Origin of the sequence: Paraburkholderia caffeinilytica (assembly GCF_003368325.1) — a bacterium.
Lineage (GTDB): Bacteria > Pseudomonadota > Gammaproteobacteria > Burkholderiales > Burkholderiaceae > Paraburkholderia > Paraburkholderia caffeinilytica.
Map to the genome: position 1 here is coordinate 2,008,353 of NZ_CP031467.1, position 26,168 is coordinate 2,034,520.

The 26,168-nt window shown below is 56.4% G+C and carries 28 protein-coding genes and 1 riboswitch; of the genes, 12 read left to right on the forward strand and 16 right to left on the reverse strand.

Annotation, left to right across the window (positions count from 1 at the left end; genetic code table 11):
- Positions 1-342 precede the first annotated feature (342 nt).
- Positions 343-1,386 carry an HAD family hydrolase gene (locus DSC91_RS25275; RefSeq protein ID WP_244218034.1) on the forward strand — a complete coding sequence of 348 codons (1,044 nt, stop codon included), beginning with the start codon at positions 343-345 and terminating at the stop codon, positions 1,384-1,386.
- Positions 1,387-1,458: 72 nt separating this feature from the next.
- On the opposite strand, the gene DSC91_RS25280 is transcribed toward DSC91_RS25275, so the two are convergent.
- Positions 1,459-2,469, reverse strand: coding sequence for a sodium:calcium antiporter (locus tag DSC91_RS25280; RefSeq protein ID WP_115781371.1), 1,011 nt, complete (start codon positions 2,467-2,469; stop codon positions 1,459-1,461).
- A 100-nt stretch (positions 2,470-2,569) separates the two neighbouring features.
- Positions 2,570-2,741, reverse strand: a riboswitch (yybP-ykoY riboswitch).
- A gap of 179 nt (positions 2,742-2,920) precedes the next feature.
- Here DSC91_RS25280 and DSC91_RS25285 point away from each other — a divergent pair.
- Positions 2,921-3,940 carry an NADP-dependent oxidoreductase gene (locus tag DSC91_RS25285; protein ID WP_115781372.1) on the forward strand — a complete coding sequence of 340 codons (1,020 nt, stop codon included), beginning with the start codon at positions 2,921-2,923 and terminating at the stop codon, positions 3,938-3,940.
- A gap of 4 nt (positions 3,941-3,944) precedes the next feature.
- Here DSC91_RS25285 and DSC91_RS37620 read toward each other — a convergent pair whose 3' ends face one another.
- The 4 genes from DSC91_RS37620 to DSC91_RS25300 all read right to left on the reverse strand — a co-directional run bounded on the left by DSC91_RS37620 (position 3,945) and on the right by DSC91_RS25300 (position 6,040).
- Entirely contained in the window at positions 3,945-4,130 is a 186-nt protein-coding gene (locus tag DSC91_RS37620; RefSeq protein ID WP_162831458.1) for a hypothetical protein, read from the reverse strand.
- 105 nt (positions 4,131-4,235) lie between these two features.
- On the reverse strand, positions 4,236-4,757 hold the full coding sequence (locus DSC91_RS25290; protein ID WP_115781373.1) for an outer membrane protein: 522 nt from the start codon (positions 4,755-4,757) through the stop codon (positions 4,236-4,238).
- Positions 4,758-5,285: 528 nt separating this feature from the next.
- Positions 5,286-5,588, reverse strand: coding sequence for a hypothetical protein (locus DSC91_RS25295; RefSeq protein ID WP_115781374.1), 303 nt, complete (start codon positions 5,586-5,588; stop codon positions 5,286-5,288).
- Positions 5,589-5,683: 95 nt separating this feature from the next.
- A complete protein-coding gene (locus DSC91_RS25300; RefSeq protein ID WP_229758153.1) occupies positions 5,684-6,040 on the reverse strand; it encodes a helix-turn-helix domain-containing protein in 357 nt (118 codons plus the stop codon).
- A gap of 829 nt (positions 6,041-6,869) precedes the next feature.
- On the opposite strand from DSC91_RS25300, the gene DSC91_RS37625 reads away from it, so the two are divergent.
- The 9 genes from DSC91_RS37625 (at position 6,870) to DSC91_RS25345 (ending at position 14,227) form a co-directional block, all read left to right on the forward strand.
- Positions 6,870-7,448 carry an Nmad2 family putative nucleotide modification protein gene (locus DSC91_RS37625; protein WP_162831459.1) on the forward strand — a complete coding sequence of 193 codons (579 nt, stop codon included), beginning with the start codon at positions 6,870-6,872 and terminating at the stop codon, positions 7,446-7,448.
- Between the two features lie 20 nt (positions 7,449-7,468).
- Positions 7,469-8,566, forward strand: a complete 1,098-nt coding sequence (locus tag DSC91_RS25305; protein WP_162831460.1) for a pyrophosphatase — start codon at positions 7,469-7,471, stop codon at positions 8,564-8,566.
- 1 nt (position 8,567) lies between these two features.
- Positions 8,568-9,233 carry a uracil-DNA glycosylase gene (locus tag DSC91_RS25310; protein WP_115781376.1) on the forward strand — a complete coding sequence of 222 codons (666 nt, stop codon included), beginning with the start codon at positions 8,568-8,570 and terminating at the stop codon, positions 9,231-9,233.
- A 499-nt stretch (positions 9,234-9,732) separates the two neighbouring features.
- Positions 9,733-10,770, forward strand: coding sequence for a ParA family protein (locus DSC91_RS25315; RefSeq protein ID WP_162831461.1), 1,038 nt, complete (start codon positions 9,733-9,735; stop codon positions 10,768-10,770).
- Positions 10,771-10,776: 6 nt separating this feature from the next.
- A complete protein-coding gene (locus DSC91_RS25320) occupies positions 10,777-11,478 on the forward strand; it encodes a hypothetical protein (RefSeq protein ID WP_115781378.1) in 702 nt (233 codons plus the stop codon).
- 660 nt (positions 11,479-12,138) lie between these two features.
- Positions 12,139-12,420, forward strand: coding sequence for a BrnT family toxin (locus DSC91_RS25335; RefSeq protein ID WP_115781379.1), 282 nt, complete (start codon positions 12,139-12,141; stop codon positions 12,418-12,420).
- Positions 12,392-12,667, forward strand: coding sequence for a BrnA antitoxin family protein (locus DSC91_RS25340; RefSeq protein ID WP_115781380.1), 276 nt, complete (start codon positions 12,392-12,394; stop codon positions 12,665-12,667). Before DSC91_RS25335 ends, DSC91_RS25340 begins: the two co-directional genes overlap by 29 nt.
- A 46-nt stretch (positions 12,668-12,713) precedes the next feature.
- Positions 12,714-12,890 carry a hypothetical protein gene (locus DSC91_RS37630; RefSeq protein ID WP_162831423.1) on the forward strand — a complete coding sequence of 59 codons (177 nt, stop codon included), beginning with the start codon at positions 12,714-12,716 and terminating at the stop codon, positions 12,888-12,890.
- Between the two features lie 197 nt (positions 12,891-13,087).
- Positions 13,088-14,227, forward strand: a complete 1,140-nt coding sequence (locus DSC91_RS25345) for a tyrosine-type recombinase/integrase (protein WP_115781381.1) — start codon at positions 13,088-13,090, stop codon at positions 14,225-14,227.
- Between the two features lie 256 nt (positions 14,228-14,483).
- On the opposite strand, the gene DSC91_RS25350 is transcribed toward DSC91_RS25345, so the two are convergent.
- The 8 genes from DSC91_RS25350 to DSC91_RS25385 all read right to left on the reverse strand — a co-directional run bounded on the left by DSC91_RS25350 (position 14,484) and on the right by DSC91_RS25385 (position 23,028).
- On the reverse strand, positions 14,484-16,298 hold the full coding sequence (locus DSC91_RS25350; RefSeq protein ID WP_115781382.1) for an AAA family ATPase: 1,815 nt from the start codon (positions 16,296-16,298) through the stop codon (positions 14,484-14,486).
- A 416-nt stretch (positions 16,299-16,714) separates the two neighbouring features.
- Entirely contained in the window at positions 16,715-17,308 is a 594-nt protein-coding gene (locus tag DSC91_RS25355; protein WP_115781383.1) for a recombinase family protein, read from the reverse strand.
- 255 nt (positions 17,309-17,563) lie between these two features.
- The gene (locus tag DSC91_RS25360; protein ID WP_115781384.1) at positions 17,564-19,258 is read right to left on the reverse strand and encodes an ADP-ribosylglycohydrolase family protein; all 1,695 of its coding nucleotides are present in this window, start codon (positions 19,256-19,258) and stop codon (positions 17,564-17,566) included.
- Positions 19,255-19,893, reverse strand: a complete 639-nt coding sequence (locus DSC91_RS25365; RefSeq protein ID WP_115781385.1) for a DarT ssDNA thymidine ADP-ribosyltransferase family protein — start codon at positions 19,891-19,893, stop codon at positions 19,255-19,257. Before DSC91_RS25365 ends, DSC91_RS25360 begins: the two co-directional genes overlap by 4 nt.
- Positions 19,890-21,317, reverse strand: a complete 1,428-nt coding sequence (locus DSC91_RS25370; protein ID WP_162831462.1) for a 3'-5' exonuclease — start codon at positions 21,315-21,317, stop codon at positions 19,890-19,892. Before DSC91_RS25370 ends, DSC91_RS25365 begins: the two co-directional genes overlap by 4 nt.
- A 117-nt stretch (positions 21,318-21,434) precedes the next feature.
- Complete coding sequence (locus tag DSC91_RS25375; RefSeq protein WP_115781387.1) at positions 21,435-21,620, reverse strand: hypothetical protein; 186 nt, start codon at positions 21,618-21,620, stop codon at positions 21,435-21,437.
- A gap of 30 nt (positions 21,621-21,650) precedes the next feature.
- Positions 21,651-22,130, reverse strand: a complete 480-nt coding sequence (locus DSC91_RS25380) for a hypothetical protein (protein WP_244218035.1) — start codon at positions 22,128-22,130, stop codon at positions 21,651-21,653.
- 277 nt (positions 22,131-22,407) lie between these two features.
- The gene (locus DSC91_RS25385) at positions 22,408-23,028 is read right to left on the reverse strand and encodes a hypothetical protein (protein WP_162831463.1); all 621 of its coding nucleotides are present in this window, start codon (positions 23,026-23,028) and stop codon (positions 22,408-22,410) included.
- 153 nt (positions 23,029-23,181) lie between these two features.
- Between DSC91_RS25385 and DSC91_RS25390 the strand changes: the two genes are divergently transcribed.
- Positions 23,182-23,472 (forward strand): helix-turn-helix domain-containing protein, encoded by a 291-nt coding sequence (locus DSC91_RS25390; protein ID WP_308422795.1) that lies wholly within the window; start codon positions 23,182-23,184, stop codon positions 23,470-23,472.
- A 27-nt stretch (positions 23,473-23,499) separates the two neighbouring features.
- Here the strand turns inward: DSC91_RS25390 and DSC91_RS25395 are convergent, their stop codons facing one another.
- From DSC91_RS25395 to DSC91_RS25405, 3 genes are all read right to left on the reverse strand, one after another.
- A complete protein-coding gene (locus DSC91_RS25395; protein WP_115781390.1) occupies positions 23,500-24,969 on the reverse strand; it encodes a reverse transcriptase domain-containing protein in 1,470 nt (489 codons plus the stop codon).
- Entirely contained in the window at positions 24,966-25,196 is a 231-nt protein-coding gene (locus tag DSC91_RS25400; RefSeq protein WP_115781391.1) for a helix-turn-helix transcriptional regulator, read from the reverse strand. The genes DSC91_RS25395 and DSC91_RS25400 overlap by 4 nt, the downstream gene beginning before the upstream one ends.
- A gap of 65 nt (positions 25,197-25,261) precedes the next feature.
- The gene (locus DSC91_RS25405) at positions 25,262-25,984 is read right to left on the reverse strand and encodes a hypothetical protein (RefSeq protein ID WP_162831464.1); all 723 of its coding nucleotides are present in this window, start codon (positions 25,982-25,984) and stop codon (positions 25,262-25,264) included.
- Between the last annotated feature and the right edge of the window lie 184 nt (positions 25,985-26,168).

Sequence of the window (26,168 nt, forward strand, 5' to 3'; positions counted from 1 at the left end):
TCACAGACGCGGATTGGTCCGCCCGGCAGCCACGCGCAGTCTGGGAAATATGCAAAACAGATCAGACCACGCGATTAAATCGCGCCAGGTCTTTCGAACCCGCGGGAATGCAGCCATTCCCCCAGCCGATTCTTGCCATGGCGTTGAGAATTTTCCCCTCGATTCATCGGAAACCGCATCGCTGGATATGCGATCGCCAATTACCGGCATTGGGTCGCCGTTCAAAAAAGCAACAGAATCGGCTGCAATAATCACCGCATCCCATTAGACTGGCGCTCGCTTTAGATTCGATCCACCGCATTTGATGAGGCTTTCATGATTCGCACGATGCAGCGGTACTGTTTGGCTTTGACCGTTGGGATTCTTTCAGCTTGCACCGTTACGCCGCGTCACGACGCGGGCGAATCGTCGGCTAGTGCTTCGACGAGCGCTGCGCTTGCATCATGGAACGACACCGCGACCAAACGCTCGATCGTCGATTTCGTCACGCTGGTCACGACGCCGGAGTCGAAGGATTTCATCGCCCGCGCTGACCGGATCGCCGTGTTCGACAACGACGGCACGTTGTGGCCGGAGCAACCCGCCTCGGTGCAGCTGGTGTTCGCGCTGCAACAGGTGAAGACGGTGGCCGGGCGGCATCCGGAATGGAAACGGCAGGAACCGTTCCGCTCGATTCTGAAAGGCAATCTTAAGAGTATCGCGGCGAGCGGCGACGCCGGCTCGATGAGGCTCGTCGCGGCGGCGCATGCCGGCATGACCGGCGATCAATTTGCCGCGCTTGTGCACGAATGGTTCGACTCCGCGACCGACCCGCGCTTCAATCGTCCATACGCCGACCTGGCCTATCAGCCGATGCTCGAGTTACTCGCCTATCTGCGCGCCAACGGGTTCAGAACCTACCTGGTGACGGGCAGCGATGTCGAGTTCGTCCGTGACATCGCGCAGCGCGTGTACGGCATTCCGCCCGAGCAGGTGATCGGCAGCACCGTCAAATACAAGTACAGCCAGACGAACGGCGCGGTGTCGTTGAGCCGGCTTGCGCAGGTCGACACGCTCGTCGACGGCGCGGCTAAACCGCTCGCCATCGACCGCGTGATCGGCAGGCGTCCAGTGATCGCGTTCGGCAACGCCGACGGCGATGTGCCGATGCTCGAATGGACCTCGACCGGCGACGGCCCACGCCTCTCGGCGCTGCTGCATCACACCGATGCAGAACGGGAGTATGCGTACGACCGCACGACGAAAAGCGGCAAGCTCGACAAGGGTTTGGACGAGGCCGGCGCGAAAGGCTGGCTCGTCGTCGATATGAAGGATGACTGGAAGACGGTGTTCAAGCCGGATAGCACGGCAACCGCCACAGCTGCGGCCGCCGCGCCCTCCAATTAAAGCGAAAGCGGCAATCAGGAAGGCCACGCCTGCTGCCGCTTTTCGCGCGGTCTTCCCCCCTTCATCATTCAGCTAACGGCTCAGCGTGATCGCCAGATAAGTCGCGTAGAGCACGCCGCACACCAGCAGCGCCCACACCGGCACGCCGCGCTCGCGCACGTTGATTCGCAGCCACGCGGCGGCGGCGAGCGTGATCACAATGCCGGTCACCACTTCGATGCGCGGCGTCCACGGCGTCAGCAGAATTCCGATCGCGGGCAGCAGCGTGCCCTGAAACACCATCGCGCCGGTGATGTTGCCGAACGCCAGCGTGTCCTTGCCACGGCGAATCCACAGGATGCTGTTGACCTTCTCCGGCAACTCGGTGGCAATCGGAATGATCAGCAGCGACAGCAGCAGCGGCGAGACGCCGAGCACCTGCGACACGCCCCGCACACCATGGATGAAGCCTTCCGCGCCCCACACCAGCAGCGCGACGGCCAGCACCAGTTGCGCCGCGATGGTCGCGAGATTGGTGGGCAAGCCGAGACGCGACAGCAGCATCCTGCCCGGCGCTTCGGTGCCATGACCGGCGTCGACCAGTTTGTTCGATGCGCGGAACGTCATCACCACATAGGTGATGTACACGCCGACCAGCGCCGCGCTGATCAGCGCCCGCACGAACATCTGGTCATGCGGCACGTACATCGCGGCGGCCGCCAGCACGAACGCACACAGGAAGTAGTTCAGATCGCGCGTGAAACCCGTGCGTTCCGGCGTCACCCGGCCGGCGACGCCGCGCGAACCGAGAATCGCGAGCGTCATCAGGAAGGTGGAGAGGGTGGAGAGCATGAGCGGCGCGCCGAGAATCGCGCCGACGCCGATCTCCTGGTTGACCGCGCTATCGGCCGTGCCACCGGCAATCGCGAGCAGCGGAACGAGGGTTTCGGGCAAGGCGGTACCGACCGCCGCGAACAGCGAACCTGTCACGCCCTCGGAGATTTTCAGGCGCTCGCCGAGGTGTTCGAGTGCGTTGGTGAAGAGCTCGGCCGCCACCAGAATGACGACCAGCATGAGCGCGAGTTCAAACAGGAGACCGGTCATGTGCGGCTCCCGGCAAATCCAGAGGGGAAACGGCACGACGGACGGTCAAGCGGGAACACTGGCAGGGCACAACGATGTTTCACAGGGCAACTCCGCGGTCGGACGTAGATGACGAACCCATGACGCACCGCGACCCGTCCGACCAGAACGAAGTAGTGCGCCAATGGTCTCGCCAAACCGACCCGGTCGAACGCGCCATGACCCGCAGGCCAAGTATGTTGACGCGCTCTCCTTCAATGGATGAAGGAAGGCTACTCCCCAGTGACCCGAGGATTCTAACGGGACCGGCGGCTTTCAACAAGCTTGGAGTCGGGCGCTGTTTGGTGCTGTTTGGTGCTATTGGGCGCTTGCGCCGACGCCTTCCGGTCTCGTCGCGTCTGTCCGACGCGCGAGCGTGTGATAGCCCCACTGGTAAGATCACTCACCGTCTACGACCGCAGTGAGTCCTCACATGAACTACCAGAATCGCCAGTGGTTTTACGTCAAGCGTCCGGAAGGACGGGTTGGCGATGAACACTACGAATTGCGCGAAAACGAGCTCGACGACACTTTGTCATCGAACGAGGTGCTGATCCGCGCGCGCATCGTCAGCGTCGATCCGTACATTCGGATCCAGCAACACGAACGCAATACTTACGATGTGCCGCATCCGCTCGGGATCGTCCAACGGGCGGGCGTGGTGGGTGAAGTGGTGGCGTCGGCGAGTCCGCTTTTCAAACAAGGCGACTGGGTGTCGGCCTACAGCGGCTGGCAACTGTACGCCAAGTGCCATCACAGCGAGCTGACCAAACTGAACCCCGAGGCGGCGCCCGTTTCGACCGCGCTCGGCGTGCTCGGCATGCCGGGTCGCACCGCGTGGTTCGGTTTGATGGAAGCAGGCCGGCCGCGTCCGGGCGACACGCTGGTCGTATCCGGTGCGGCGGGCGCGGTCGGCTCGCTGGTCGCGCAGTTCGGCAAACGCGCCGGGTGCCGCGTCATCGGCATCGCGGGTGGCCCGGACAAGTGCGCGTTTCTGACCGACACGCTGAAGCTCGACGGTGCCGTCGACTACCGGGCGCATCCCACACTCGAAGGCTTGCAGTCGGCGCTGCAGGCGGCCACCGGCGGCGTCGACGTCTATTTCGACAACGTGGGCGGCATGGTCACCGATGCGGTGATCCCGCTCATCAAGCGCCGCGCGCGAATCGTGATCTGCGGCGCGATCGCTCAATACGACGGCGGTCTCGATACGCCGGACCTCGCGCCGCGCTTCCTGCAGCACATGCTGTTTCAGCGCGCGACGATCCAAGGGATTCTCGCGCGTGATTTCACGCATCGGATGGACGAGATGCTGCAGACTGTCGCGCCTTGGGTGAAGAGCGGTGAGATTGTTTATCAGGAGACTTACGTCGATGGTTTTGACGCGTTGCCTCAGGCGCTGAACAGCCTGTTTGAAGGGAAGAATCTTGGGAAGCTGCTGGTTAGGGTGTGACCGGTCAGACGATGCGGATCGCCGACGGCCGTGACGACGGCCCGCCGCTCGCGAGATGAAACGCATAGCGGGAGACACCGGCGGCGGCCCATCGCAAGTCGAGCCAGCGGGTTACATACCCCACCGGCTCGGCCTGTTCGATCAGGCAATCAATACTGGTGTCGCAAACAGGCAAGGCAGATAGGTTCACGCCCTATAAAGTCGTGGGTGCATCTGTTCCGACGTTTGCCTCTTGCAGCAACATCGCCTGAAGCACGAATTCAACGCCTTCGTCGCGTAACGTGATCTGGTCCGCCTAGTTGAAGTGATACTGCAGGCCGACGGTAAAGCTGTTATTGCGCCGTTTCGTACCGTCTTTATTACTGGAGTCGGTCGTCCATTCGCCTGCCACGCTCACGTGCCTGGCGAACTTATATTCGACCCCCAATCCCCAATGCAAGCGGGTTTCCGGCCAGCTTGACGTGAAACCAACGCGAGCATAGGGCATGATCTGATTGAATGGCATGCCGAATTTCGCATCGATCCCACCGTCTTTATACGTTGACGAACCATGATGCAGATCAGCGAAAATCTCAGCACCCAACACGAAGCGGTCGACGTCAAAGTTATATCCCGCCATGAATCCTGGAAATACTGTGGTATGCGATGCTTTATTGACGACGCCTGACGCGTCAGAATTATTCAAGCCCACTTTGAAACCGACATAGGGGCCGGCAAACTGGCTCGCCCCCACTTGATGCGTTGAAAGCTGTGCGTGCGCAAAATTGGACAGCAGAGCGATTGAGGCGGTTAAAATCAGCTTCGTTATTTTGTACATGACCTTCAAACTAAAAAACAGAACGCCGCGAATATTTCGCAATATCTATCTGGATGTAGGGAGGCGCCAGCAGAAATTCCGGGCCTGAATTGCTATGCATGATGCAGTGTGCATAGACGGCCCATGCTAGATAAGCAGATAGATTGAAACAACGGGAGATTTCCGAAAGCGGACGTTCACAATTCTGCCTGCTGAGTGCTCAGACAAAAAAATGACGGATATTGAAGGAATTTTATATTTTATAAATATTTTAAATATCCCGGCCGAGCATGAAGGGAGACAGCAGCTGGCGGCATCGATGTCTATTTCGACAATGTGGGCGGCATGGCCACCTTTGGGGCGGGCTGAATCCAGATCAGAGGAGGCATGCAGGAAACGAATTGGGCGCCAATCCTGATTCCGGTAGTGCAGCGTGGGGCTTAGGCTGATAGTGACGTCAATAAGGTCAAGGTTGACGAGCCACTAAGAGCGTTGGAGATCGAATAACAGCAAACCCGGCCGAAGCCGGGTTTGCTGTTTGTGGATTGTTCATGTCCGTTTGCTGCGTCTTCGCAGCATGGCCTCCTTCTCCGGCGCAGTCATGTACCTGCCGGCAATCCTGTAGTTATAGTCCGGGGTAATGGTGATCTGTCCGAGCCGGTAGTCGATGCTGAACAGGACCTGGTGCCCCGGCAGAAAGCCTGCGTGTTCGAGCATCGCATCAGTCACCTGCATCCACGGAAAGGCCGTACGCCTGCCGTGTTCCTTCGTGCCGTCTGCTTCAAGCGCAACGGAAATGCGCGTGACCTGTTCGTCGCGTGCGCGACGTGGTTTAAGATTGGCGTTAGCCATGGTCAACTCCTTCGGTGAGTTGGTTGTGGTTAGCGGGCCGTATGGGTTGCCGCCCATGCGGCCCGCGCTTCTTCTACTACATCAAATCTCCTTTCTTACTGCTGGGTCTGTGCCAGCACCGTTTCAAGCATCTCGGATACGAAGCGTTGCCGCGCCTTCGGTAGCCGGCTGATCGCCTCGAGCTGCTTTTGCAGCTTAGAGGGCCGGCCGCGTTTTTTGGGTCGGGCAACGTCCTGCCCCAGCAGTTCGTCGGATGACAGCCCAAGCGTTCTGGTCAACTCCGGTAGCATTGAGACAGGCGGCCGCAGCCGCGCGCCTTCGTAGTGGGCGAGGGTCTGCTGGGCAATGCCAAGCTGCTCGGCAAGTTGCTGCTGAGTGAACTTGTGGGCCTTGCGTGCGCTGGCGATACGCGAACCCAATGCCTTGAAAAACTGTTCATCCTTCGGATTCATGACTAAGTTCTGCGGTGAAGGTCCAACCATGATGATAGCGCTGATTTGGGGACTCGTGGGGATGCGTTACTCTGAAATGGAGTTTTTAGATGCGAAGTTCTTCAAATTCTGAATCTTCTGAGAGGTCTGTAGCGGAATGGCTAATTCGTGTCAGGCGTCCAGTAGGAGGGACTGGAAAGGCCTCACGCGCGATGGGCCAGTGGCGCGGCTGCCCCGCGGCACGCGCGCGACCTTGACGAGTAAGCGCACTAGTGCTGCCGCGATCAGTTTCTTGTCGCGCGGGTTGTAATATTTCATGGCCATCTGCAGCGTTTTCCAACCGAGAACCTTCGCGAGGGTTGCCGTCTAGTCGCGAGGCGGCTTCGCGTCCCAGGTCGTAGGGGTGCGGCCCCGTGATGCCAGCACGTTTGCGCGCCCGCACGAATGCCTTCCACAAATCATCCGAGTCGTAGAAGGTAATCAGCGGTCCCGAAGTCTGCTGCGGCGAGGCGCGGATGGTCGCTTCCGCGCGTCCCGGCAACGGGACCGTGCGCGGTTCCTTGTTCTTGGTCAGATCGCGCCGGATACCTCTCTGCCGAAATCGCGACGAATGTCTGCTTAGACGTCGTCATGGCAACGGCTGCGCTACACGCGATACGGGTAGTAGCACTTTGGCTGGATGAACCAGAGATCAGCGATATTCCCCTATCAGTAGACTCCACAGGAGATTGCGTCACCACCTACTCAGACGATCTGAGTACAGTGTTTTCGGGTGAAGACAATCCGTGGACTCTCGCGGACGGCTCCACGCCGCCCAAGCGCAAAATCTCCAAACATACATGTGGCTAACATGAAAATATATTCATATGTAATTCCTAGGGATTTTGGTTTTGCTCCAAATCCATTTTATGGCACATGCACCCTAGCCACCTGCAAACCTAAAATCAGAAAAGCCGCAAGATTGAACGACATAATCATAGGAACTCGCTCCGCTCCGAACGTTCACAAACTCGTCTTTTTTATGCAAGTACAAGAAATACTCACTTACGATGTCTATTGGAACGACGAGCGATTTTTTTGCAAAAGACCCAATCTATACGGAAGCAAGAAGGCTGCGTTCGGCGATAATATTTATCACCGCGATGACAAAAAACTCTGGATTCAAGAAGACTCGCACCACACCAATACCGACGGATCTCGATGTCAAGAGAACGTAGATACCGATACAAGTTGTGAAAATGTTTTGATTTCACAGAATTTTTGCTACTGGGGAAGCAACGGCCCGACCCTACCGTCCCATTTATATCAAGTCGTAAAGAAGGGGATTGGGCATAAGAGTAAATTTTCGGGTGATTTCGTAGAACTGATGTTCAAGTGGCTAGACGAAAATGACCGCGGATGCCTTGGCAAACCGCTCAGCTGGCAATAAAATTCGACCGGTGACACAAAATGATACTGAGAGATTATTTTGAGAGAATAAGGCCGCTCGACAAGCTACACGAAATAAATGCTGTACGGCTCGGGCTTTTTGGTGAAGTAGGGAGCGTATTAACGACGGCCAAGAAGAAAAGCCGAGAGGGGAAATTGTATGACTATGAAACCGCGATTACTCAAGAGCTGGGTGATGTAATTTGGTATTTTTTCCGTCTAGTAGATCGATTGAATTTAACGGTAGACGTACTCTTGCCCGATCAGTTTTGGGACGACGAGAAATCACTCCTACTTGCGACAAACGACCCATTTTGTCCCGTCGCACAAGCCGCAGTCGAGTCACACTCAGACCTCGAGCCGGTTCTGGAACGACTGGGCAGCTCAGCCGCAACACTGCTAAATCGCTCGCGGCTTGACCTTGAAGTTATCAAAGCAGACATACAGGAGTTCTTCGCAAGTTACCTGGGCACGCTACAAGCTACCGGCATCAGCTTCGCCTCAGTGCTAGAAAACAATCTACAGAAAACTGAGGGCCGTTTTTTACTTCCCGACTTTTCAACCCTTCCCACGTTCGATGAAGATTTTGACGACGACGAGCGATTACCCGCCCATTTCGAAATATCAATAATTGAACGCCCTAATGGGAAGAGTTATCTTAAATGGAATGACGTCTTTATTGGTGATCCACTAACTGATAACATCGAGACGGAAGACGGTTACAAATTCCACGATGTTTTTCACATGGCACATGCAGCAATACTACATTGGTCCCCAACCTTCAGGGCGTTGATAAGGCATAAACGAAAAAGCAACCCAAAGTACGACGAACAACAAGACGGTGGGCGCGCGATCGTAATTGAGGAAGGATTGACAGCATGGATTTTCTCAAATGCGAAAAATGCCGACTTGTTTAGGGAAAAGGAAAAGCTCTCATTCGACCTTCTTAAAGGAATTAAGCAGTTCGTCAATGGTTACGAAGTACAGAAATGTCCTTTATCTTTGTGGGAAAAAGCCATCTTAGACGGATATAGGGTTTTTCGCGAACTCAGTCAAAATCGAAGCGGTGTTATAATAGGCGATCGAGCAACAAGAAGTATTAGCTACAGGAGAGGATAATATGAATCCAGCGGATTTTGTGGACGCCGTAGCGTCGATAAAAATTAAAAATACATTTAATCCCTATTCTGCCGTATGCGAGCGATTTGATCGAAAAGACGCTGGGGAAAAGAGAAAGAAACTGCTTCTGGAGTTACTAAAAAACGCCTGCGAAAATGGGGTCGATTCGCTATGGATCGGACGCGACCTCGGTTATCGCGGCGGTAGAAGGACCGGTTTGGCGCTAACAGATGAAGTCAATATGGTGTGTCACGCTCGGCGGTGGGGACTATCTGTCTCTCAGGTCACCAAAGGCGAGCCGGTGGCTGAGAGAACTGCCGCCGTAATCTGGAATGCCTTGAATTCCGTTAGTGAAAATATTTTCTTGTGGAACGTTTTCCCGTTACATCCGCATGAAGAAGGCAATTCATTCACGAATCGTGCGCATAATTCGATGGAAAGGCGACTTGGCGAGGAGATTCTTGATACGCTAATCGAGACGATTCGCCCCAGACGACTTATTGCGGTTGGAAATGATGCCGCCGCTTCAATTGCCAAGTGCTCTTACAAGGCCGAAGTGTCACAATTCCGGCATCCCAGTTATGGTGGCCAAAACACTTTCTTGGCGCAGGTTTCGGCACTTTATGGCGTGACTATCCAGAGGTCGAAACAAAAGGAACTGTTCTAGATGTTTGGGTCAGTAGTTCGAATGTGGTTGTTGGCGAACTAGGTACCCGACACGACGGACAATTTCCCGGGGATGGCGGATGCGTCTCTGGACGCATCAAACATGCATCATGTGTCACTTGCCGCCCTGAATATTTAGCCCGCGCCGTAAGGGCTCCACGTGTTTTCCGACTGCGCATCAAAACCGTTCATGCAAGAAGGCACCGCAGGTGGGGAGGGAACTGAAGAAACTCACTGGTGACAGCTCCATGCTGCCAGCCGGCTCTTCATCCGTTTGGGTGACGGATTGGCGCCGTCTACCGTCGGATGGTTGACTCATCGCCTCGGTCGGCTCATGGTTTCGCCAAGGTAGGCTCGCGCACTACTAGCGTGCCTCGTTCCCACGCATGCGGTTTGTTGGTGACTCAGAAGGTCGTGAGAACACAACTAGCCAATGCTTATGTAGCTTTCCCCGATCGTCATCATGCAGTAGTGGGATTTTTGAAGATGAGGGCTTGAACGTGACCAAAATCATCACGCTTTATAACCACAAGGGCGGCGTGTCGAAAACGACTACCACCTATCACCTTGCATATGCGTTCGCGGAAGCGATGGGAATGAAAGTATTGGTTGTGGACGCAGACCCACAATGCAATCTTACGGAGTTGTGCCTCTCGAGGATTATCGATGCCCTAGACGTGAAGGAGGAGGAGGGCGAGACAACAACCCTTCCCGGATCGTCGGTTAAGGACGCACTGTGGCCACGCCTCGAGGGCGAACGAGCGAACGTAGACGTCGACGGTATCGTCCTGACTCAGTTCGACGAGGAACTGCCGTTGTTTATCTTTCGCGGTGATATCGGATTGAGCGAAGCCGAAGATCGACTCTCATACGCCTATAGCCAGCGTATGACTTCCGACATGCATCAGAAGCGCACGTATGTCGCTGTGAACGACATGTTGCGCCGGCTAGGCGCATTGCACGGCTTTGACGTGATCCTCGTGGATGTGGGGCCAAGCGCCGCAGCACTCACCAGGTCGTTTTTTCTGGCATGCGACCGATTTCTCGTACCTGTTGCCCCGGATCGTTTCAACTACCAGGCTATTGGCTCTTTGAGTCACATCCTAAATAAATGGATCACCGAGCATATGCAGGTGGTCCCAGACTTCCAGAAATTGTCGCTAAATGTGCCGACCCGAGCGCCAGTGCTACGCGGTATCGTGATGCAAAGGTTCCAGCGCCACAAAGGCGTAGCGAAGGCTGGGTTCAAGGTCTGGATTGATCGAGTTAGACAGCGGGCGGTTGAGGAATTGATCCCCTCCTTGATTACGGCTTCGGGAGCCGAAGGTGTGGCGAAGCACTGCCTTACTGAACCGCTTTGTGCCGAGATACATGACTTTGCGAGCTTGGCACCGATGATGTTGTCGAACAGCAAGCCGGTATGGCGACTCACAAAAGAGGACACGGAGTGGCAAGGACATGTCTGGGAGCAACGGTCTGCCGCCATGGTGGAGTTTCGTGACCGTTTCTTTGCGTTGGCCAAGCTTGCGATCGAGTAAACATAAATGGAATCTACTTGGTCGTACGGTGCTGTCGCCTTTGTCGACGTCCTAGGGTTCTCCGCCCTCGTATCGTCCGACTCGAAATCTATAGAGCCGCTTCATCTCGAGAAGTTGCGGGCCTTGCTCGGCAACGTCAAAGAGGCATCTCCTAATCTCGACGTCCGCGCGTTCTCCGACTGCATCACTATAGCGGCACCTCTGACGAGTGATCGTGTCGCACACCTGTTCGAATCGGTCATTTCACTTCAACGCCTCTTGGTTGGAGGAGGTGTGCTGGTCCGCGGCGGAGTTGCGTTCGGAAAGCACTTCGCCGACGACACATTGGTCTACTCGGAGGCGCTTATCCGCGCCTATCTGCTAGAGCGCGACAAGGCTCGCTTTCCGCGCGTCTTGACCGATCCGGATTTGCTCGACTGGTACTTTCACAACGATGACACGACGCCCGAGCTCGCGGATGCGGTTAAGGCTTTGTTATTGACTGACCGCGACAATCAGATCTTCTTAAACTACCTTCGACCTGGTGATCTTGAACAACATCTCGCCGTAATTCAGGCGTACAAGGTAGACAATGCTACCCCGAGCGTTCTCGAGAAGGTTCAATGGCTCGGGCAGTATCACAACTTCGTCGCCCAAAGCGTCGATAGTCCACACGTTTTTTCGGGACCAATGCTCGATGGATTTCGCGAGGTTATCGTTTCACCATAAGAATAAGCAGCGCCGCGTAGAATCATCGGTCGCTTAGGTGGCGGCCGTCGCGTCTTGATCAAATAAGGATTAAGGCGCACAACGTCGTCTCCTATTCAGTCATTGAACCGCGCGAATCGCCTTTGCAACGATTCGATTTCGTTGCGCTCGAATACCTCTCGGCTGCCGTGTCCGCCGCACCAAACCCATCAGTATTGCTCGGCACGATCCCCATGAACGTCGCCGATACACGTTACGTTTGAAGTAGACTGCCGAATCGTGATGAACGCTGGCGCGGAATGTCTTAGCCAAGCCCGACCAGGACATCGGCGGCTCGGACCAACTGCCGGCCGACCACGTTTCGACGTAATCCAGAATCTCGACGCTATCCATCACCGACACCGGGTCGCCTCGGCCCTCGTGAATAGTTGAGCACGATCGCGTTCGAATAGAACGGCCTGACGAGCTAATAGGCGCCCTAGCCGATGCCTGTCGTATCGCGATCACCATATTAGCGACGTTGTATTGCTTTGTGACCGTACGTATCGCCTCGACCAGTGCCTCGAAACGCGTGACGACCCGACTAGTGACCGACACCGAAACCACTTTCGCAAGTCAGGCAAGTAAACGTAGTTACAAAAATCCATTGCGATCCCATGTTTTTGTAACTACAATAACCATATGAAAACGACTCACGACCAAACCAAGAGCGACGCCAACGAACAGAAGCACGGCGTATCTCTGTCCAACGCTGAAGCGATTGATTGGTCGTCCGTATGGTGCGCACCCGACGACCGCAAGGATTACCGCGAGTTGCGCGAAATTGGCTATGCCGTGATCGACGCCCGCCTCTATTGCGTCGTGTTCACGCAGCGCGGCGAAGCCTTTCGGGTTATCAGTCTGCGCAAGGCAAACAACCGGGAGATAGACCGCTATGAAAAAGCAACCCAAATTGATCCGTAACACGCCCGAAGAAGAAGCCGCGATCGCTCGCGGCATCGCGGCCGACCCTGACACGTTCGAGCCGACAGATGAACAGTTCGCACAAATGAAGCCGCGCGGCGGCCGGCCGAAGCTCGCACACCCGAAAGTCGCGGTAACGGTTCGATACGACGCTGAGATAGTCGAGCGATTCAGAGCAAGCGGCGAAGGCTGGCAAACGCGCATGAACGACGCGCTGCGCGACTGGCTTAAGACACACCACGCATGATGCGTGATCCTGATGTGCCGAAAGCGAGCATCACGAAACGATAGGAATGAGCAAGCCGGTCGGACGGGAAACGCTGGAAATGGTGCAACGCTACGCGCACCTGTCTGCTGATCACCTGGCACGCCGGATTCAGCCGCACACAGGTCGTCGACCTACAGACGGCCGCCGGCTGACTGTATTTTCACTGTACTGGGAAGAAACGAAGAAGCAGAGAAACCGCTGAAAGCCTTACGGCTATTGGTGCGCCCGGCTGGGATCGAACCAGCAACCCCTGCCTTCGGAGGGCCGGAATGATCGTTTTTTGCAGTTCGCGAAAGTTCAGAGAAGAATCATATGTTATTGATTTTACGCTACTTTTAGATCATTGACGTCCAGTGACGTCCACCATAGAATTTCCGTACCAATTCCGTACGAAAAAATATGGCTACAACGATCAACTCCAAGACGTCACGCGACAAGCTTGCACCGCGCCGCGAGCCCTATTGGTCGCGCATTCAAGCAGGACTGTATGTCGGCTATCGCAAGCCGACTGAAGGCGAAGGAACTTGGATTGCGCGTCGCCGCAATGAGGACGGAAAGCAGCAATACAGGGCACTTGGCACCCTCGCCGCCTACGACGACGCTGCAAGGGCCGCGAGCGAGTGGGCCAATGCAATCGACGCCGGTGTTTCGTCGAAAGGCATGACAGTGAAGGAGGCGTGCGAGCACTATGTAAAGCACCTCGGCCTTCACAAAGGCGCGGCAAGCAAGGCCGACGCAGAAGGCCGGTTCAGGCGTCTTGTCTACGATGCGAAGATCGGGAGGGTTGATCTATCGAAGCTTCGCACGTCGGAAATCAAGACTTGGCTGTCCGCTCAGATTGAAATCGGCGAGAGTGACGCGGAAGACGAAGACGACCTGCGTCGCGCCAAGGACAGCGCAAATCGCAACCTCGCATCGCTGAAAGCGGCGCTGAATCTCGCGCTACATGATCGACTTGTTGCAACGGACGCTGGCTGGAAAACAGTGGCGAAATTCAAAGATGTGGGCCGCAGACGTCAATCCTTCCTCTCAGCCGACCAGCGCAAGGCTTTGATACACGCCTGTGCCTGCGATATAAAACAGTTGGCGACAGCTATGCTATTGACCGGCGCGCGGCCCGGCGAGCTGGCAAATGCGTCCGTCGGGCACTTCGACCGCGAACAAGGGACTCTCTCCCTTGAGGGCAAAACCGGACACCGTGTTATTACCCTTTCGTCCGCAGCCATAGCCTTCTTCACCGAACAGACGAAGAACAAAATAGGGAACGCGCCAATCCTAGCGACCGAGTTCGGGCAGCGCTGGAACAAGGATTCGTGGAAGAAACCCTTCAGGACCGCCGTGCTGGCTGCAAAGCTTCCCTCAACGGTCGTTATGTACACCCTTCGGCACACGGCCATTAGCGAGTTCATAGCGAACGGTGCAGACAGCTTCATCGTAGCGAGGTTGGCAGGGACGTCGACTGCGATGATCGACAAGCATTACGGACATCTACGCCACGACAAGACGCGAGCAAAGTTGGACGCGATTGCAATCCTGTAGCTCTTCCTGCGTCGATCTCGGCCGTCGGGCGACGCAAAAACCACCTTGCCCGCCGTTTGCTCAGTTGATGGCAGAGAGGGCGGAACTGTACCCCGTGCCTACTCAGCCCGTGAAAAATCAAGCTCTCGAAGTTCACTACACTGCAAGCGTGCCACGCCACGTGCACCGGCCAACCAGTGCAACGGGTTGCAAAATCGACCCGCTCGGTCACATGTACCTTTGGAATGCAACCCACACTATTGAGGGCGATCCTCGGCTAGGCTTGCTTGGCTACAAGGGAACTGAGGTACTCTGCCAATGCACGTATCTCAACCGTAGGTTGATCGATCAGGCATTTAGTCAGCATCAGACCGTGTTTGACCTTATCGTACTGAAGCCGAACCTCTGTGAACTCGTCAAACAGATCATGCAGAACTTTTGCGCCGTGTACGTACTCCTTCCACCGCGTCGTCCCAAAAGCAGGCAGGTCGTCAAGCGCGGCGAAATATTTCTTCTGGCCGCCCTGCCGTTCTAACCAAGTTCTCACCTCATCGGCAGTAACCGGCGTAGCACGCTCGGTGTCTGCAGAATTCATGACCGAGGCGATGCTTTGTGGCTCCAGTAGATAGTTCTCGTACATGCGCAGAGGCAACCAATGAACCAAACCACCGCTCTTTCGATCGATATCCGTCCGCTCGCTTTCCGAGCGCCCTTCCCGGTCAAACACAAACGCGACGGCCGGCGGAAGAAGCGTTGCTCCCCCTGACAATCGAGAATAAATTTCATACACCCTATTCGCCAACTTCGCGCCGAGTTCGTCCGTGCTAACAACACCTAAAATCTGAACCCCTTTCAATTGGGTACGTCCCAAGTGACGGATCAGTTCGGGAAAGCATGTCTCTTCGGTCTTGCCTTCCACCCATAGAATCGAATCTGCGCCGAAAACGTCCCCGAGCCGCACACCCACATCCGCAAGGGAAGTCCGCAGGTCGTCTTGGCTGTCTGGATCGATAGGCGAAACAGTGCTGCCCGAGGCTTCTCGGCGAACCAAAAACAGTCGATCCGTTTCTGTGGGTGTTAGCGCGACAGGCGAATGTGTCGTGATCACGTATTGATGCTGTGAATAACCGCGCAGTATTTCCAGCAACTTGCGCACGGCCCCAGGATGCAAAAAGCTCTGTGGTTCGTCGATGACAACTACCTTCGGCGAATCAGAAGTGACCACGACATACAGCATCGCGAGCACTTGCCCGATACCTGTGCCACTCTCGTTCAGCGGTACCGCAAGGTCAACTCGTTCAGTGTCGACCGGAACGGTCCATACCAAGATTTGCACAAGTCCGTTTGGAATGACCGGCGCCGTGACTTGCGTGATGTGCGGGAAAATCGTCCGGACGTGAACCATCAAGCGTTCGTAGCGTGCCGGATTCGTCGAGCTCAGTTGGTTAAGCACGTCTGGGAGGTTCGCCGCATTCGGTTCTAGATATTGCTTTGCTCCCACACCGCATTGCCCCACATTCATTCGTTCGGCACGAAACGCATAGGACTGGCTGCGAAGCGAAATTGCGAGGGCATGCGAATAGTCCTGCACTGCGCCACCCTGCTGGCCCTGAAACGAAAGTTCCAAACCTATAGGAAATTTCGTATTTTGGTAATTAGCGTACTGGCCTTGTTCACCGCGAGGCAGAGACGTCAGTCCACCGGATACGGGTTGCTGGTTCGACCAAGACGCAGAAAATTGCCCGCTGGACTCAACGGCGGCATAAACAGCCGTGGTGGTTGAGTCAACCCCCGCTTGCCGCATCGGCACAGTGATGAAGCGCTGACGCGTGAAGTAGGTCTTCAACTCGTCTGGCGACAGAACGTATTTGAGAATGGTTGTCGATACATCGCTTGTCAACGCATCCGGGGTGGGAGCCATTTCTAAGCTCCGATGTGGCTTTGCGGCTTGCATCAAGCTCAAAGCCTCAACTAAAGCACTTTTGCCGGAATCGTTACGGCCCACAAAGACGTTGAATCCCGGAGCGAGCGCGATCTCGCCCGTGTCGAAAAAGCATTTGTAGTTCAGTACCCGGATGCTCGAAATACGCATAACGCATGAATTCCTGTCTATGTTGCCGAACCGGGCCCCTGCTCGTCATCGCCCCGATCAGACCGAGGTTACTCAGCATTTGACAAGCGCGCGCTCGGCTCTCGAATCAGCGTATTTTGCCGGCAAACTTGCCGAAATATGGCCGTAGGGACTTGCGCACTGCGTGCGCGTCGTCGCTCGCTGCCAATCGCAAAACGAATTGAGGAAGCTCTCTGTTAGCCAAGCCGATAACACTGCCGATCCGAGAAGACAGTGACGTACGATTGTAGAACTTCAGCAGACTGGTGTAATCGCGGTCGTTGAGAACATTCGAAAAGATACTTTTTGCCGACGCGTAGATTCTAGCCGAGGCGACACCCCCAGACTCAGAGCAACCCTAGCCTTGCAACCAGTTGCAAAATCGGGCGGTGCCCGCCTCAGCCAATCGCTTGCTCATCCGAACGGACGCGTAGCCGCATAACGGTTTGGCGGCTCGTGTTCAATTCGCGGGCAATCGCCGCAACAGACTGCCCCTCCGCAAGCCGTACGCGCGCCAGCGCCTCCTGTCTGTCACTGAGCGCACGAGGCCGACCCAACACCTTGCCGGCGTGACGGGCACGGGCAAGGCCGGCGGCGGTACGCTCCAACAGCAGGTCACGCTCGAACTCAGCTACGGCGGACAGCACCGACATGGTCATTTTCCCTGCCGCGCTCGTTAGGTCGGCACCACCCAGAGCAAGACAATGCACACGGATATCGGCCTGTGCGAGTTCTTCAACGGTCGCGCGCACGTCCATCGCGTTACGTCCGAGCCGATCAAGCTTGGTCACGATCAGCACGTCGCCGGCCTCCAGCCGGTCGCGCAGCTTGGCGAAGCCCTTGCGCTGATTCGCCGCGACGGAGCCGGACACGCACTCGCTAATCACACGGCGCGGTTCGATGTTGAAACCCGCCGCCTGTATCTCGTGTACCTGATTGTCGGTGGTCTGCTCGGCGGTTGACACACGGCAGTATGCAAAAACTCGCCCCATTCTTGTTCTCCAGTTCGAAAAGGCTGTACGAAACATTAACAGCGTACGAAAAGGTGTCAAGCAGATTTTTGGACAGGGCGCCGGCGGTCGTCCAAAAACGACCGTTTCCGGACGCAGCATGTCAAAGGCAGTCGGTGCGCAGCGCTCTCGACCTTTACTAGTGAGCGCATTGGGCCGCGTCAGCTTGCAGAATGATCTGGGCCAACAAATGTGTTTACCTGCGGGAACGACCGTCTCTGCCCCAAGTGCACCGACCTATGCAGTCCGCCGCCGTCGTGCCACAAGTGCTTTCGCGATAATCGCAACGTACGCGATTGAACGATCCACTGGATGCGGCCCGTCGGCTAGGGCTCGGATGTGTTCCCCGATGATCGTGCTGTCGAAATGAGATTGGATAGCCTCGGCTGTAAGGCGATCGAGATCGAGGCTGTCGTCTAGGCCGTACTTCGCGCCCGAGTTCGTTGTTGCCTTATCTTCCTCCTGCGCGAGCCTTGCTTTAGGGGCGTTCGCATTTTCTACAGGCCGGTGCTCGGGCTCTCGACTCTCTTTCGAAGGACTGTCCGACACTTGTCCAAGTAGCTCCCCTTGTCGATGCGTTGCAGGCTGCCGCTCTGCGCCCGACAAGCGTCTCTTGACTACCGCTGTTTGTCCGAATTCGAGTTTGATCCATTGATACCCGTAAGCACCTTTTGAACTTGGGACATCGAGAGGCGGATCAATTGGAGTCGCCCTGCCGAGCGCCGCTACAAGCAACGTGTCGTCATCAGCTGCAACAGCATCGAGAGCACTCTTTGGCGGCTCCCAACCGAGTAAGCTAGGGTAATTAAATGATCCAACTGACTTTCGTCGAGAGATATTAGATAAACGCTCGGCGTCGCGAACTATCAAGTCCGCGTCTTGTGGCCGTTCAGGAGGCTGCTCTTGGGTTACGGCTCCGATGAGCGCCCCAGCCATTGTTCCGATCGAGTCCGTGTCCGTACCCAATGTGTTGACGATCTCGAACAGGATTTCGTCCGGCTTCCGATCGTTCAGGAGGATTGACATCGCTGACGCGGCCACCGCCGTCGCAGTACCGGACCCACGAGTCGAAGCGTCGTCGAGCTTAAGGAGTTCCACCAGCTCGGCATACGGTGCGAGGGGGGCGCGTGACAGCCAAGTGGTTGCCTGATCGACCTGTTGTTTGAGTTCGCGCACGACATCCTTATAGCCTTCGTCGACGGACTGCTTAGCCTCGTCCTCCCACCTAGGCAACCAGAAGTCCCTAAGATAGTTGTCCCGTCGAATTGAAGATGGAATATCTCCAACGCACTCCACTGCCTCCACGAGATCAATTGAGGACAGCGGCGAGAGCCGGGTCATGGCGCGTCCGAGGCAAACCGCGTGGAATACCGCTCCAGCAACGGCTCTTGGATGACCATGAGTACATATTGCGTTCTTGACGACTTCTATCAGATAGCTCGACGGAACTGAGGGTGATCGCGATGCCCAAACATGGGGCTGTATGCGCATAGCTGCGCCGTTACCACCACTCGAAACGTAGCTCAACCCCTTTTCTTCATAGAAGTTTGCGAACCATTGGGTGTCACGCCGAGCGAGGTTGCTAGCCGCCGTCGTGGTAGCTCTGCCCGCACCGAGCGCATACGACAACCAGACGGGCAACTCCACCTTGGAGAATGCCTCGACGTCAAAATGTCCGTCGCCCTGGATCGCTCTCGCTGTCGCTAGCCTTAACTGAGTGTCATCCGAGTACGCGCCGGCCGGCAAAGGGACCTCAATCCCGAAGCGGCCGCCAATGCGTCGCTTCCACGGACGCAAATTCATCACCGTCTCCACACCGGTGCGCCTGCGGACTAGGGACCGATCGGCCAGTTCCGTCATGAAACCCAACGCGTCACCGTAAGCGGCCCAAAGGGCCGAACACTGAATAGCTTCTATGCTTTTATCGGTCATGACGGCTGTTGAACAGCAATAAATTTGCTCGGGTCGAGAATCACAGGCAGATTGGGCTCCCCTACGGCGGCGAGAATCGCGTGCACCACGTGCTCCTCATCCTCTGTTCGGACGTAGATCGCCTTGAGATGTTCCAGCGATACCGCCCCAGGATAAAGCACTTCCGCCTGCGGACAGGTTGTCCACCCCAGAGGGTGGGTCAGAGCGCGGCGAATCCGCTGTGAATAGCGCGCGGGAACCTCATCAGCGAACATCGCGTCAAACGCGGTAACATCATCTCCGCGCCTACACGCCGGATAGATGTTGTTTGTGGTCGTGAAATAAACACCGTCGTGCGTCATCAGGGTCGCGTCGAAGGACAGGAGCACCCAGAAAACGTCGTTGTGCCAAGCCTCAGATTGCTCGAAAAACGTATGATTGATCCGGCTGATCGAGAGGTTAACGTGATCCAGCCAAGCCGTGTCACGCCTAAATTTCGAATTTACCCGCAGGATGTACTCCAGGGTGAGCTCATCGCTAAGAGATGATCTGGGGAGCAACTTCCCGGTCGACACGATTCCAATGAGACCCACGTTCGTCGTGAAGTGCACGAGGTCGGTGATCCCACGAGCTGCGATTTGGTCGGCGACCGTCATACTTTTTTCAGGGTAAATGTGCCCTGCTCCATAAGCTCGACAAGCTTCGGCCGGCTATCGGCTTTATACCCGATCGTCACAGTCTTCCGTGCACGCGTGATGCCCATTGCGACGAGCCGGCGCGCGCGCAGATACTCCTCATCCTCATCCTCTTGGCCGTGCGAGAAGCATTCGTCGCTCAGTCCAAGCATGAAAACGTGATCAAACTCCAGCCCTTTCACCGAGTGAATCGTGGACAGGGCAATGGACTCGTCGCCGGGAGGCCATTCGTTGACTCGCGTCAGCTCCGCGAAGTCGAGCCCAGCACCTTTAAGTGCTGCTCGAAGGTATTCGAACCATCCCCCGCCTTTCGCGTGTAGGAACCCAACAGTCTCCGTGGCAAGATCGACCTCAGCATCAATGTAAGCCAAAGCCTGCGCGACCTGAGCACTGTAACGCCCTTCGAGGACGACCGGCAGTCGGCCATTCGGTATGGCGTCCGTCGAAGACGGTAGCGTACCGTCTTCATCGAGCCTCGTTCCTTGCAACAATTGTGCCGCGAACACCGCAATCTCTTTCGAGTTGCGGTAGTTGCGACCAAGGGTCACGACGTTCTCCGGCCGAATTTCGAGACCGACCTCGCGCCACGTAAAGCCCCGCGAGTAGATTCGCTGCGCCGTATCGAGGACGAACGCAGCATATGACGGCTGCGCGAGTTGACGGATGATCGCTCGAAGCTGGTTCGCTGAAAAGTCCTGCGTCTCGTCCGCAATAAGGATGTCGATAGATTCCGGCTCTTCCTCGCAGAGCTTCAGCGCAACGTCGTTCCAATCAAGTCGCCGGGTAGACTTCTTGTAGCTGACGTACGGGGCGATCACGTCGTCCAAAATCTGCATCCGCAATTTCTCGTCAACTCGTGGTGCCGCACCACGCCCCGTTCGATCAGCCTTGACATAGTCGGCGAGACGATCCGCCGGAAACCGCCCCAGCAGGTACTGGACTTCCCCCGCGAGGAACGAGGGATCAAGTTTGATCCCAGCCTTCAAAGCAGCGCGAACAACCCATGAAGCCTGATCGCCATCGTTGATAACGTTGCTAGGATCGATCTTCGGCAACCTGTTCAATGCGTACTTCGACAAGGTCGTCACGGTCACATCCACGTCAGCTTCGCTGCCTCCCGCCGCGACCACCACATCATTCACGAATGCGGTAATGTAGGCCGCCAGTGTACGGTTAAAAGTGAAGACGACAGCCCTGATAGGGGTATCGCGCTTCGATCGCTTCTTTTCTGAGAGGAGATACCCCAGCGCCATGCGTAACATCAACATGGCATGGGTGGTCTTGCCGCTGCCGGCCGCGCCTCGGACGATCCGGACTCCAGGTCTGGCCGACAGGATGAGTCTGAGCTGTTCGGGTGTCGGTTTCAGTACGGATAAAGGTTTCATTGGTCTCTCGCTTTTTCTTGATTCTGTCCCGCGAGTTGGCATTGTAAGACCAATCGCACAGACATCTAGAAAGCCAACATCCAGAGCAACCAATTGACTGCCTGCAACTGCCCCTGATTAGCCAGCCGGACCGGTCAATGCATTAAATTCCGAGACTGCGGCATCCGGCTTGCGCCCCGGGTAGACATAGCAATTGAAGGAGGCAACGATTTCATGGGAGCTGGCGGCGGCCGCTTCGTCACCGTGCCGAACACTCATCCGTAATTTGTCCGGGTGAATAAAGTCCGGCCCCAACAATGTCATCACGAATTTCCAGACATGTTGGCCACCACCTCAACGGCCGTCGAACTCGTTCTCGGGCAAGGAAACCCATTCCGGATGTGGCGCATGTTCGAGCAAGTGGACGACGCCGCAATCTCGATCGGCGATCGAGACGCCACCATCAGGTGAAAGGGTCTTGGCCCACGTGTCGGACAATGCCTCTTTGGTGAGAAAGGCGCTCCACGCTTTCGAAAACCGTGCGCGGGTGTGAATCAGGGTGTGTGCGCGCTTCGAGACGGGATATGCGGTCCAAGGTCTTGAATAGTCCTCGTTGTGCAGCCCAACTTCGCCGACCGCGCCCGTCACTGAGCACACGTCATCGTAATGAAGCCACCCGTTCTGTCGGTAGAAGCGGTTCAGTTGCCAGCCCCGGATGCGAGCACCACCGCTGAATCCGTTATACGGGCGCGTGACGGGCCAGCGCCACTGAGGCAACCGGAACACCGTCTGCGGCTTGTCAAAGGCAAGGGTGACGAATTGGAAGCGATGCACGACGGGCTCAATGTCACCACAACATCCCAAGCGACAACTACTGCCAGGCACGCCTTCGTGAGTTTTATCAATTACAGCGCGTTGGCTATGCATGTGGGTAAACGCGTTCAGGTTGCGGGCCAGCTTGCCGGGCACGTGCAACCGGTTTCAAAAACGGTCGCACAGAGATGTTTTCCGGACATACTGGGTGACAGGCACCACCGTCGATACATCAACTGCGGCGGTGCGGTCGGCAGAGGGCACTTAGCTGCACCTTCGCGTAATATGACGGCGCACGTTAGAGCTTCGAGGCGGCCTCGTTCTGTTTTGCGTGGGCCTGGTCCATAACCGCCCTCATGAGCGCAGTGTCTTCGACAAAGACCTGCGACTGATCGACCTTCTCATGACGCTGATCAAGCAGAATACTGATGCGGGCGCCAGTCCATCTGCACTGTTCTGACGAGAACTCGCCACCCGCCATAGTTTTTACGACGGTAGTAGACGTTCGGGTCGGAGGGCCGTACCGGGTAGTGAGCAGGCTCTTCAATGCATCATAGTTATCGACGCTCGTCTGCAGCGTCACGGATGCAACGTTTCCATCGTGCAGGTACTCGAAATTGGTGTACGGAAACCCAAGCTCGGGTGCCAACCAGAGCTTGACGATGGGTTCGTCAACCTGCAAGCAGGGCGTGTGAGTGAAGTTGAGGGCAAGGTCGCGGAGCGACGACGGACACGTAACAAGATCACTCGGGAGGGGCTTACCAAATTCGAACCCGAGGAATGAAGCGGGCTCTTTGTCCCAGACGGCCACCGGTGAGGGGTGAGGCTTCTTTGCCGGCGTCGCGGCCGACACCCCGTAAGCGGCACATGCCAAGGTAACGGCCAAGACCGCCGTGCATTTCCGTGTATTCGCATTCATCGCCATCTTCTTCTCTCGTTGTTGTCTGGTCAGTTCGACAATCGCCAGGTGCGCGCGCCGTGCAACCGGTTTCAAAATTGCACGGAGGCGTCAAGGCGTTGTCTTAATTTTTCGAAATGTCACTTATAGTTATCAAGATTAACCGCATAGTGCGTGGACCGCAACATTCGCGACGGCGATCCTATCTCTATGAGGAAAACGCCGGTCGAACCAACCGTGAGGCAAATCTTTGCCTCGAACCTACGTGCACTGCGGCGCGCGAGAGAGATATCGCAAGAGGAGTTGGCCGACTCCGCAGAGCTAAGTCGGACCTACGTCAGTTCGGTCGAGCGAGGTGAGCGCAACATTTCTATCGACAACATCGGCAAGCTCGCCGCTGCACTCAGGACTACTCCGATGAATTTGCTGGACCCAGAGCTATCCCAAAGACTGCGCGGCGATTAACGGCAGGCGGCGAAGCCACCGCAGCTCTTAACTAGCCCCGAGCTCCCATATCGGCGCAGCGTCGATTCCACGTTCTTCGATGACCAAACAGGCTGCTATCAGCAATTCGACTCGATCATCGGTGGGCCGACTCCCCAGAAAACCTCGAACGTAGCGCGACGCATCAGAAAGCGCTTTATCGCCATATTCCCTTGCGTGATCCACTCGCGCGCGGACGTTATCGAGAAATTGAGCGCGCGCATCTAGCGGAAGTCGAGCGCTGACGAAGAAGCTGCCTACTCCGTCCGCCATCTTTACTACTCGTCTGAACTGGATTCCGAGGAATTCAAAACCGTCTCGCACGTCACGTGGCTCCTCCTCCCAGTCCGAGTGGATTTGCAAGGGCCCCGCTGGGTGCCTTTCGAAAAGCCGCCGAAAACGGCACACTTGTGCACTCACATCGTCTTGCGATTCACCCAGCACAAGCAGGTCGTCGCCGTACAGGAACTCGCGGTCAGGCGATAACGGCGGCAACCCTGCTTCAATCAGCGAGTAAGCGACAAACGGTGATGAGGCTGCGCCTTGCGGCAGAGCCAGCGAGGGTCCGGATGCAAATAACTCTTCACGTCTCCGTAGATAACGATCATGTCTTCGGTGGTCTCTTTCTCTCTGGTCAACTGCCTCCTTTGCATTGATTGCTACCGTTTGTTGAATGACCTTGGGCGCGAGTGGTAGCACCCCGTGCGCAGAGCCTAGTTGGATGTTGTCAAAGCAGTTTCGAATATCGATCTTCGCGCAGTGCGTCAGCAGAGGGTTGTCGATGAGCATTCGCCTGACCTCGTCCACAACGGCCGACATCCCACCGTCATACATAGCCTGAGCGCGATATTGGTCGCACGAAGCTGCCGTTAGTGCCACGTGGACCAAGCGCTGACGCGTGGTTCGTGCGATGCCGAAGCTATAGAACGTCCGCCACCCGCCATCGCGCTTTGGCTTGCCACGCCGATAGAACGGTTCCGCGCAAGCGATGGACGGGTCAAGCGACCATTGCAGCAGTTCGCCCCCCTGCTGCCACGCTCGCCATCGGGCATAGAGCGCTGCCTGCCTCTCGGGCAACGTCTGATGCCCGAACGGGCCATTACCATCGACCCAGGTGCGGTGCAGTTCGTCGAAATGAACTAAGCGCGACCGAAAAAAGGACTTCACCGCGTCTTTTAGAGTGCGCCCTGGTCGCTCCGTCACGAGACGCAATGACTTCAGCCGAATCGCCTCAATCAGCTCCTTGCGACGGAGAGCAGCGAGCCGGCGCCACTGCTGAAATTGTGGATCGTATCGATAGCCATAAACCAACGGATTCAGAGCGCGGTCGAGCACGAGTTGAGGAATGATGCGGGGCGGCTGCCAAGTCGATGCCGGTACGGGGCCGCGAAAGAGAGACTTCTTCGCCGAAGTGACGCGCGATTCCGCTCTAATCGTCGATCGAGTGCCGATAGCAGCAGTAGGATGCGAGGCCCTCATTTGCACGCCCCAGCGAGAGCGTGTGACCCAGCCTCCGTGCTCTTCCGCGCATCGATCCATCGACCGATATCCTCTTGCCGCCATGCGACAGCCCGGCGACCAATACGCACGGGAGCGGGGAAGCTCCCGTCTTTTATCATGGCGTAGATGGAGCTTTTGCGAAGGCCGGTAAACCCACAGACATCAGGGAGACGGTAAAGGCGCAGGTCGAATTGTTTGTTTTCCATTGGAGTTCATCCGTGTTCGAATGACTCCATTTTGGTTCGGCATACGGCGTGAACCTGCGTCACATCTAAGTTTTGTTGGCCCGAATCTGTAGCATGCCGTCCGCGTCAGCGGAGCTATGCACGCGGCCACCCGACCAGCCGTTTTCCCATCTCAGTTTGCAGAGCGCTACGCCCTCTTGCGCAGCTCTGCGGCCTGGCGTGTCCTTCTCCGCCATCCCTAACAGCCTCTCGCAAGCGAACTTGAGCATCTTGTGGAAACCGCTCTCGCCTCTCGACGCAGGCCACGTCTTGTACGAGAGGCGCCATGCGAGCGCCGCCTCACAAGCCAACTCCGTCACATAGTCGATCGGGCGACCCGATTTTGAATTGAACGAAAAGCGAACGAGTCCAGCGTCGACAGCAAACAGCGCGTCGCCGTCGGTCGCCCGAGGCTTATCGGGCCGCAACAGCGAGGCTAGGTCCTTCTTCACTAAATCAATGTTCGCAGCGAGATAACGATGATGGGCATCGTGTCTGCCCACCGATTCGATTGCCCTATGTAGTTCGTGGGCAGCGCTTTGCAACCGTACATACGCTTCGACGATGTCCGGCGACATCGGCTTTTCGACACGGAGAAGGCCGGGGCCCAAGTTGTAAATGAAGCCATCAAGACCCGGTTCCGGCAATCCGAGTTCTCTAGCCTTGTCTCTTAGTAGATTCGTACGCTGATCGCGCTGAATTTTCGCCGCCTTGTCGAGCCTCTGTCGAGGCGTTTCCCGGTGGCGCACGTATGGCAAGTTTCGTGTCATGTCGGCTTGGCTCGCCGCTGGTTTTGCTGGGCCGCGACGTTTTTTGAAACCGGTTGCACACCGCCGCTTTCGACGCCGAAGGGTATCGGAAAGTCGGGTTTCAAGGGAAGGATGAACGGTGGAGCATTTCCGTACGTTTTCCGTACGACAGCGCCCGGAAAGTCGCCCAGCTCTCTAAGTCTTT

Excerpts from the sequence above, each read along its gene's own strand:
- DSC91_RS25350 (WP_115781382.1), bottom strand. The coding sequence starts at position 16,298 with ATGCGTATTTCGAGCATCCGGGTACTGAACTACAAATGCTTTTTCGAC.
- DSC91_RS25400 (WP_115781391.1), bottom strand. The coding sequence starts at position 25,196 with ATGGAAAACAAACAATTCGACCTGCGCCTTTACCGTCTCCCTGATGTC.
- DSC91_RS25345 (WP_115781381.1), top strand. The coding sequence starts at position 13,088 with ATGGCTACAACGATCAACTCCAAGACGTCACGCGACAAGCTTGCACCG.
- DSC91_RS25370 (WP_162831462.1), bottom strand. The coding sequence starts at position 21,317 with ATGAAACCTTTATCCGTACTGAAACCGACACCCGAACAGCTCAGACTC.
- DSC91_RS25365 (WP_115781385.1), bottom strand. The coding sequence starts at position 19,893 with ATGACGGTCGCCGACCAAATCGCAGCTCGTGGGATCACCGACCTCGTG.
- DSC91_RS37625 (WP_162831459.1), top strand. The coding sequence starts at position 6,870 with ATGAAAATATATTCATATGTAATTCCTAGGGATTTTGGTTTTGCTCCA.
- DSC91_RS25355 (WP_115781383.1), bottom strand. The coding sequence starts at position 17,308 with ATGGGGCGAGTTTTTGCATACTGCCGTGTGTCAACCGCCGAGCAGACC.
- DSC91_RS25320 (WP_115781378.1), top strand. The coding sequence starts at position 10,777 with ATGGAATCTACTTGGTCGTACGGTGCTGTCGCCTTTGTCGACGTCCTA.
- DSC91_RS25285 (WP_115781372.1), top strand. The coding sequence starts at position 2,921 with ATGAACTACCAGAATCGCCAGTGGTTTTACGTCAAGCGTCCGGAAGGA.
- DSC91_RS25405 (WP_162831464.1), bottom strand. The coding sequence starts at position 25,984 with ATGACACGAAACTTGCCATACGTGCGCCACCGGGAAACGCCTCGACAG.
- DSC91_RS25280 (WP_115781371.1), bottom strand. The coding sequence starts at position 2,469 with ATGACCGGTCTCCTGTTTGAACTCGCGCTCATGCTGGTCGTCATTCTG.
- DSC91_RS25300 (WP_229758153.1), bottom strand. The coding sequence starts at position 6,040 with ATGAATCCGAAGGATGAACAGTTTTTCAAGGCATTGGGTTCGCGTATC.
- DSC91_RS25310 (WP_115781376.1), top strand. The coding sequence starts at position 8,568 with ATGAATCCAGCGGATTTTGTGGACGCCGTAGCGTCGATAAAAATTAAA.
- DSC91_RS25295 (WP_115781374.1), bottom strand. The coding sequence starts at position 5,588 with ATGGCTAACGCCAATCTTAAACCACGTCGCGCACGCGACGAACAGGTC.
- DSC91_RS25375 (WP_115781387.1), bottom strand. The coding sequence starts at position 21,620 with ATGACATTGTTGGGGCCGGACTTTATTCACCCGGACAAATTACGGATG.
- DSC91_RS25360 (WP_115781384.1), bottom strand. The coding sequence starts at position 19,258 with ATGACCGATAAAAGCATAGAAGCTATTCAGTGTTCGGCCCTTTGGGCC.
- DSC91_RS25335 (WP_115781379.1), top strand. The coding sequence starts at position 12,139 with ATGAAAACGACTCACGACCAAACCAAGAGCGACGCCAACGAACAGAAG.
- DSC91_RS25305 (WP_162831460.1), top strand. The coding sequence starts at position 7,469 with ATGATACTGAGAGATTATTTTGAGAGAATAAGGCCGCTCGACAAGCTA.
- DSC91_RS25385 (WP_162831463.1), bottom strand. The coding sequence starts at position 23,028 with ATGAATGCGAATACACGGAAATGCACGGCGGTCTTGGCCGTTACCTTG.
- DSC91_RS37630 (WP_162831423.1), top strand. The coding sequence starts at position 12,714 with ATGAGCAAGCCGGTCGGACGGGAAACGCTGGAAATGGTGCAACGCTAC.
- DSC91_RS25395 (WP_115781390.1), bottom strand. The coding sequence starts at position 24,969 with ATGAGGGCCTCGCATCCTACTGCTGCTATCGGCACTCGATCGACGATT.
- DSC91_RS25290 (WP_115781373.1), bottom strand. The coding sequence starts at position 4,757 with ATGTACAAAATAACGAAGCTGATTTTAACCGCCTCAATCGCTCTGCTG.
- DSC91_RS25340 (WP_115781380.1), top strand. The coding sequence starts at position 12,392 with ATGAAAAAGCAACCCAAATTGATCCGTAACACGCCCGAAGAAGAAGCC.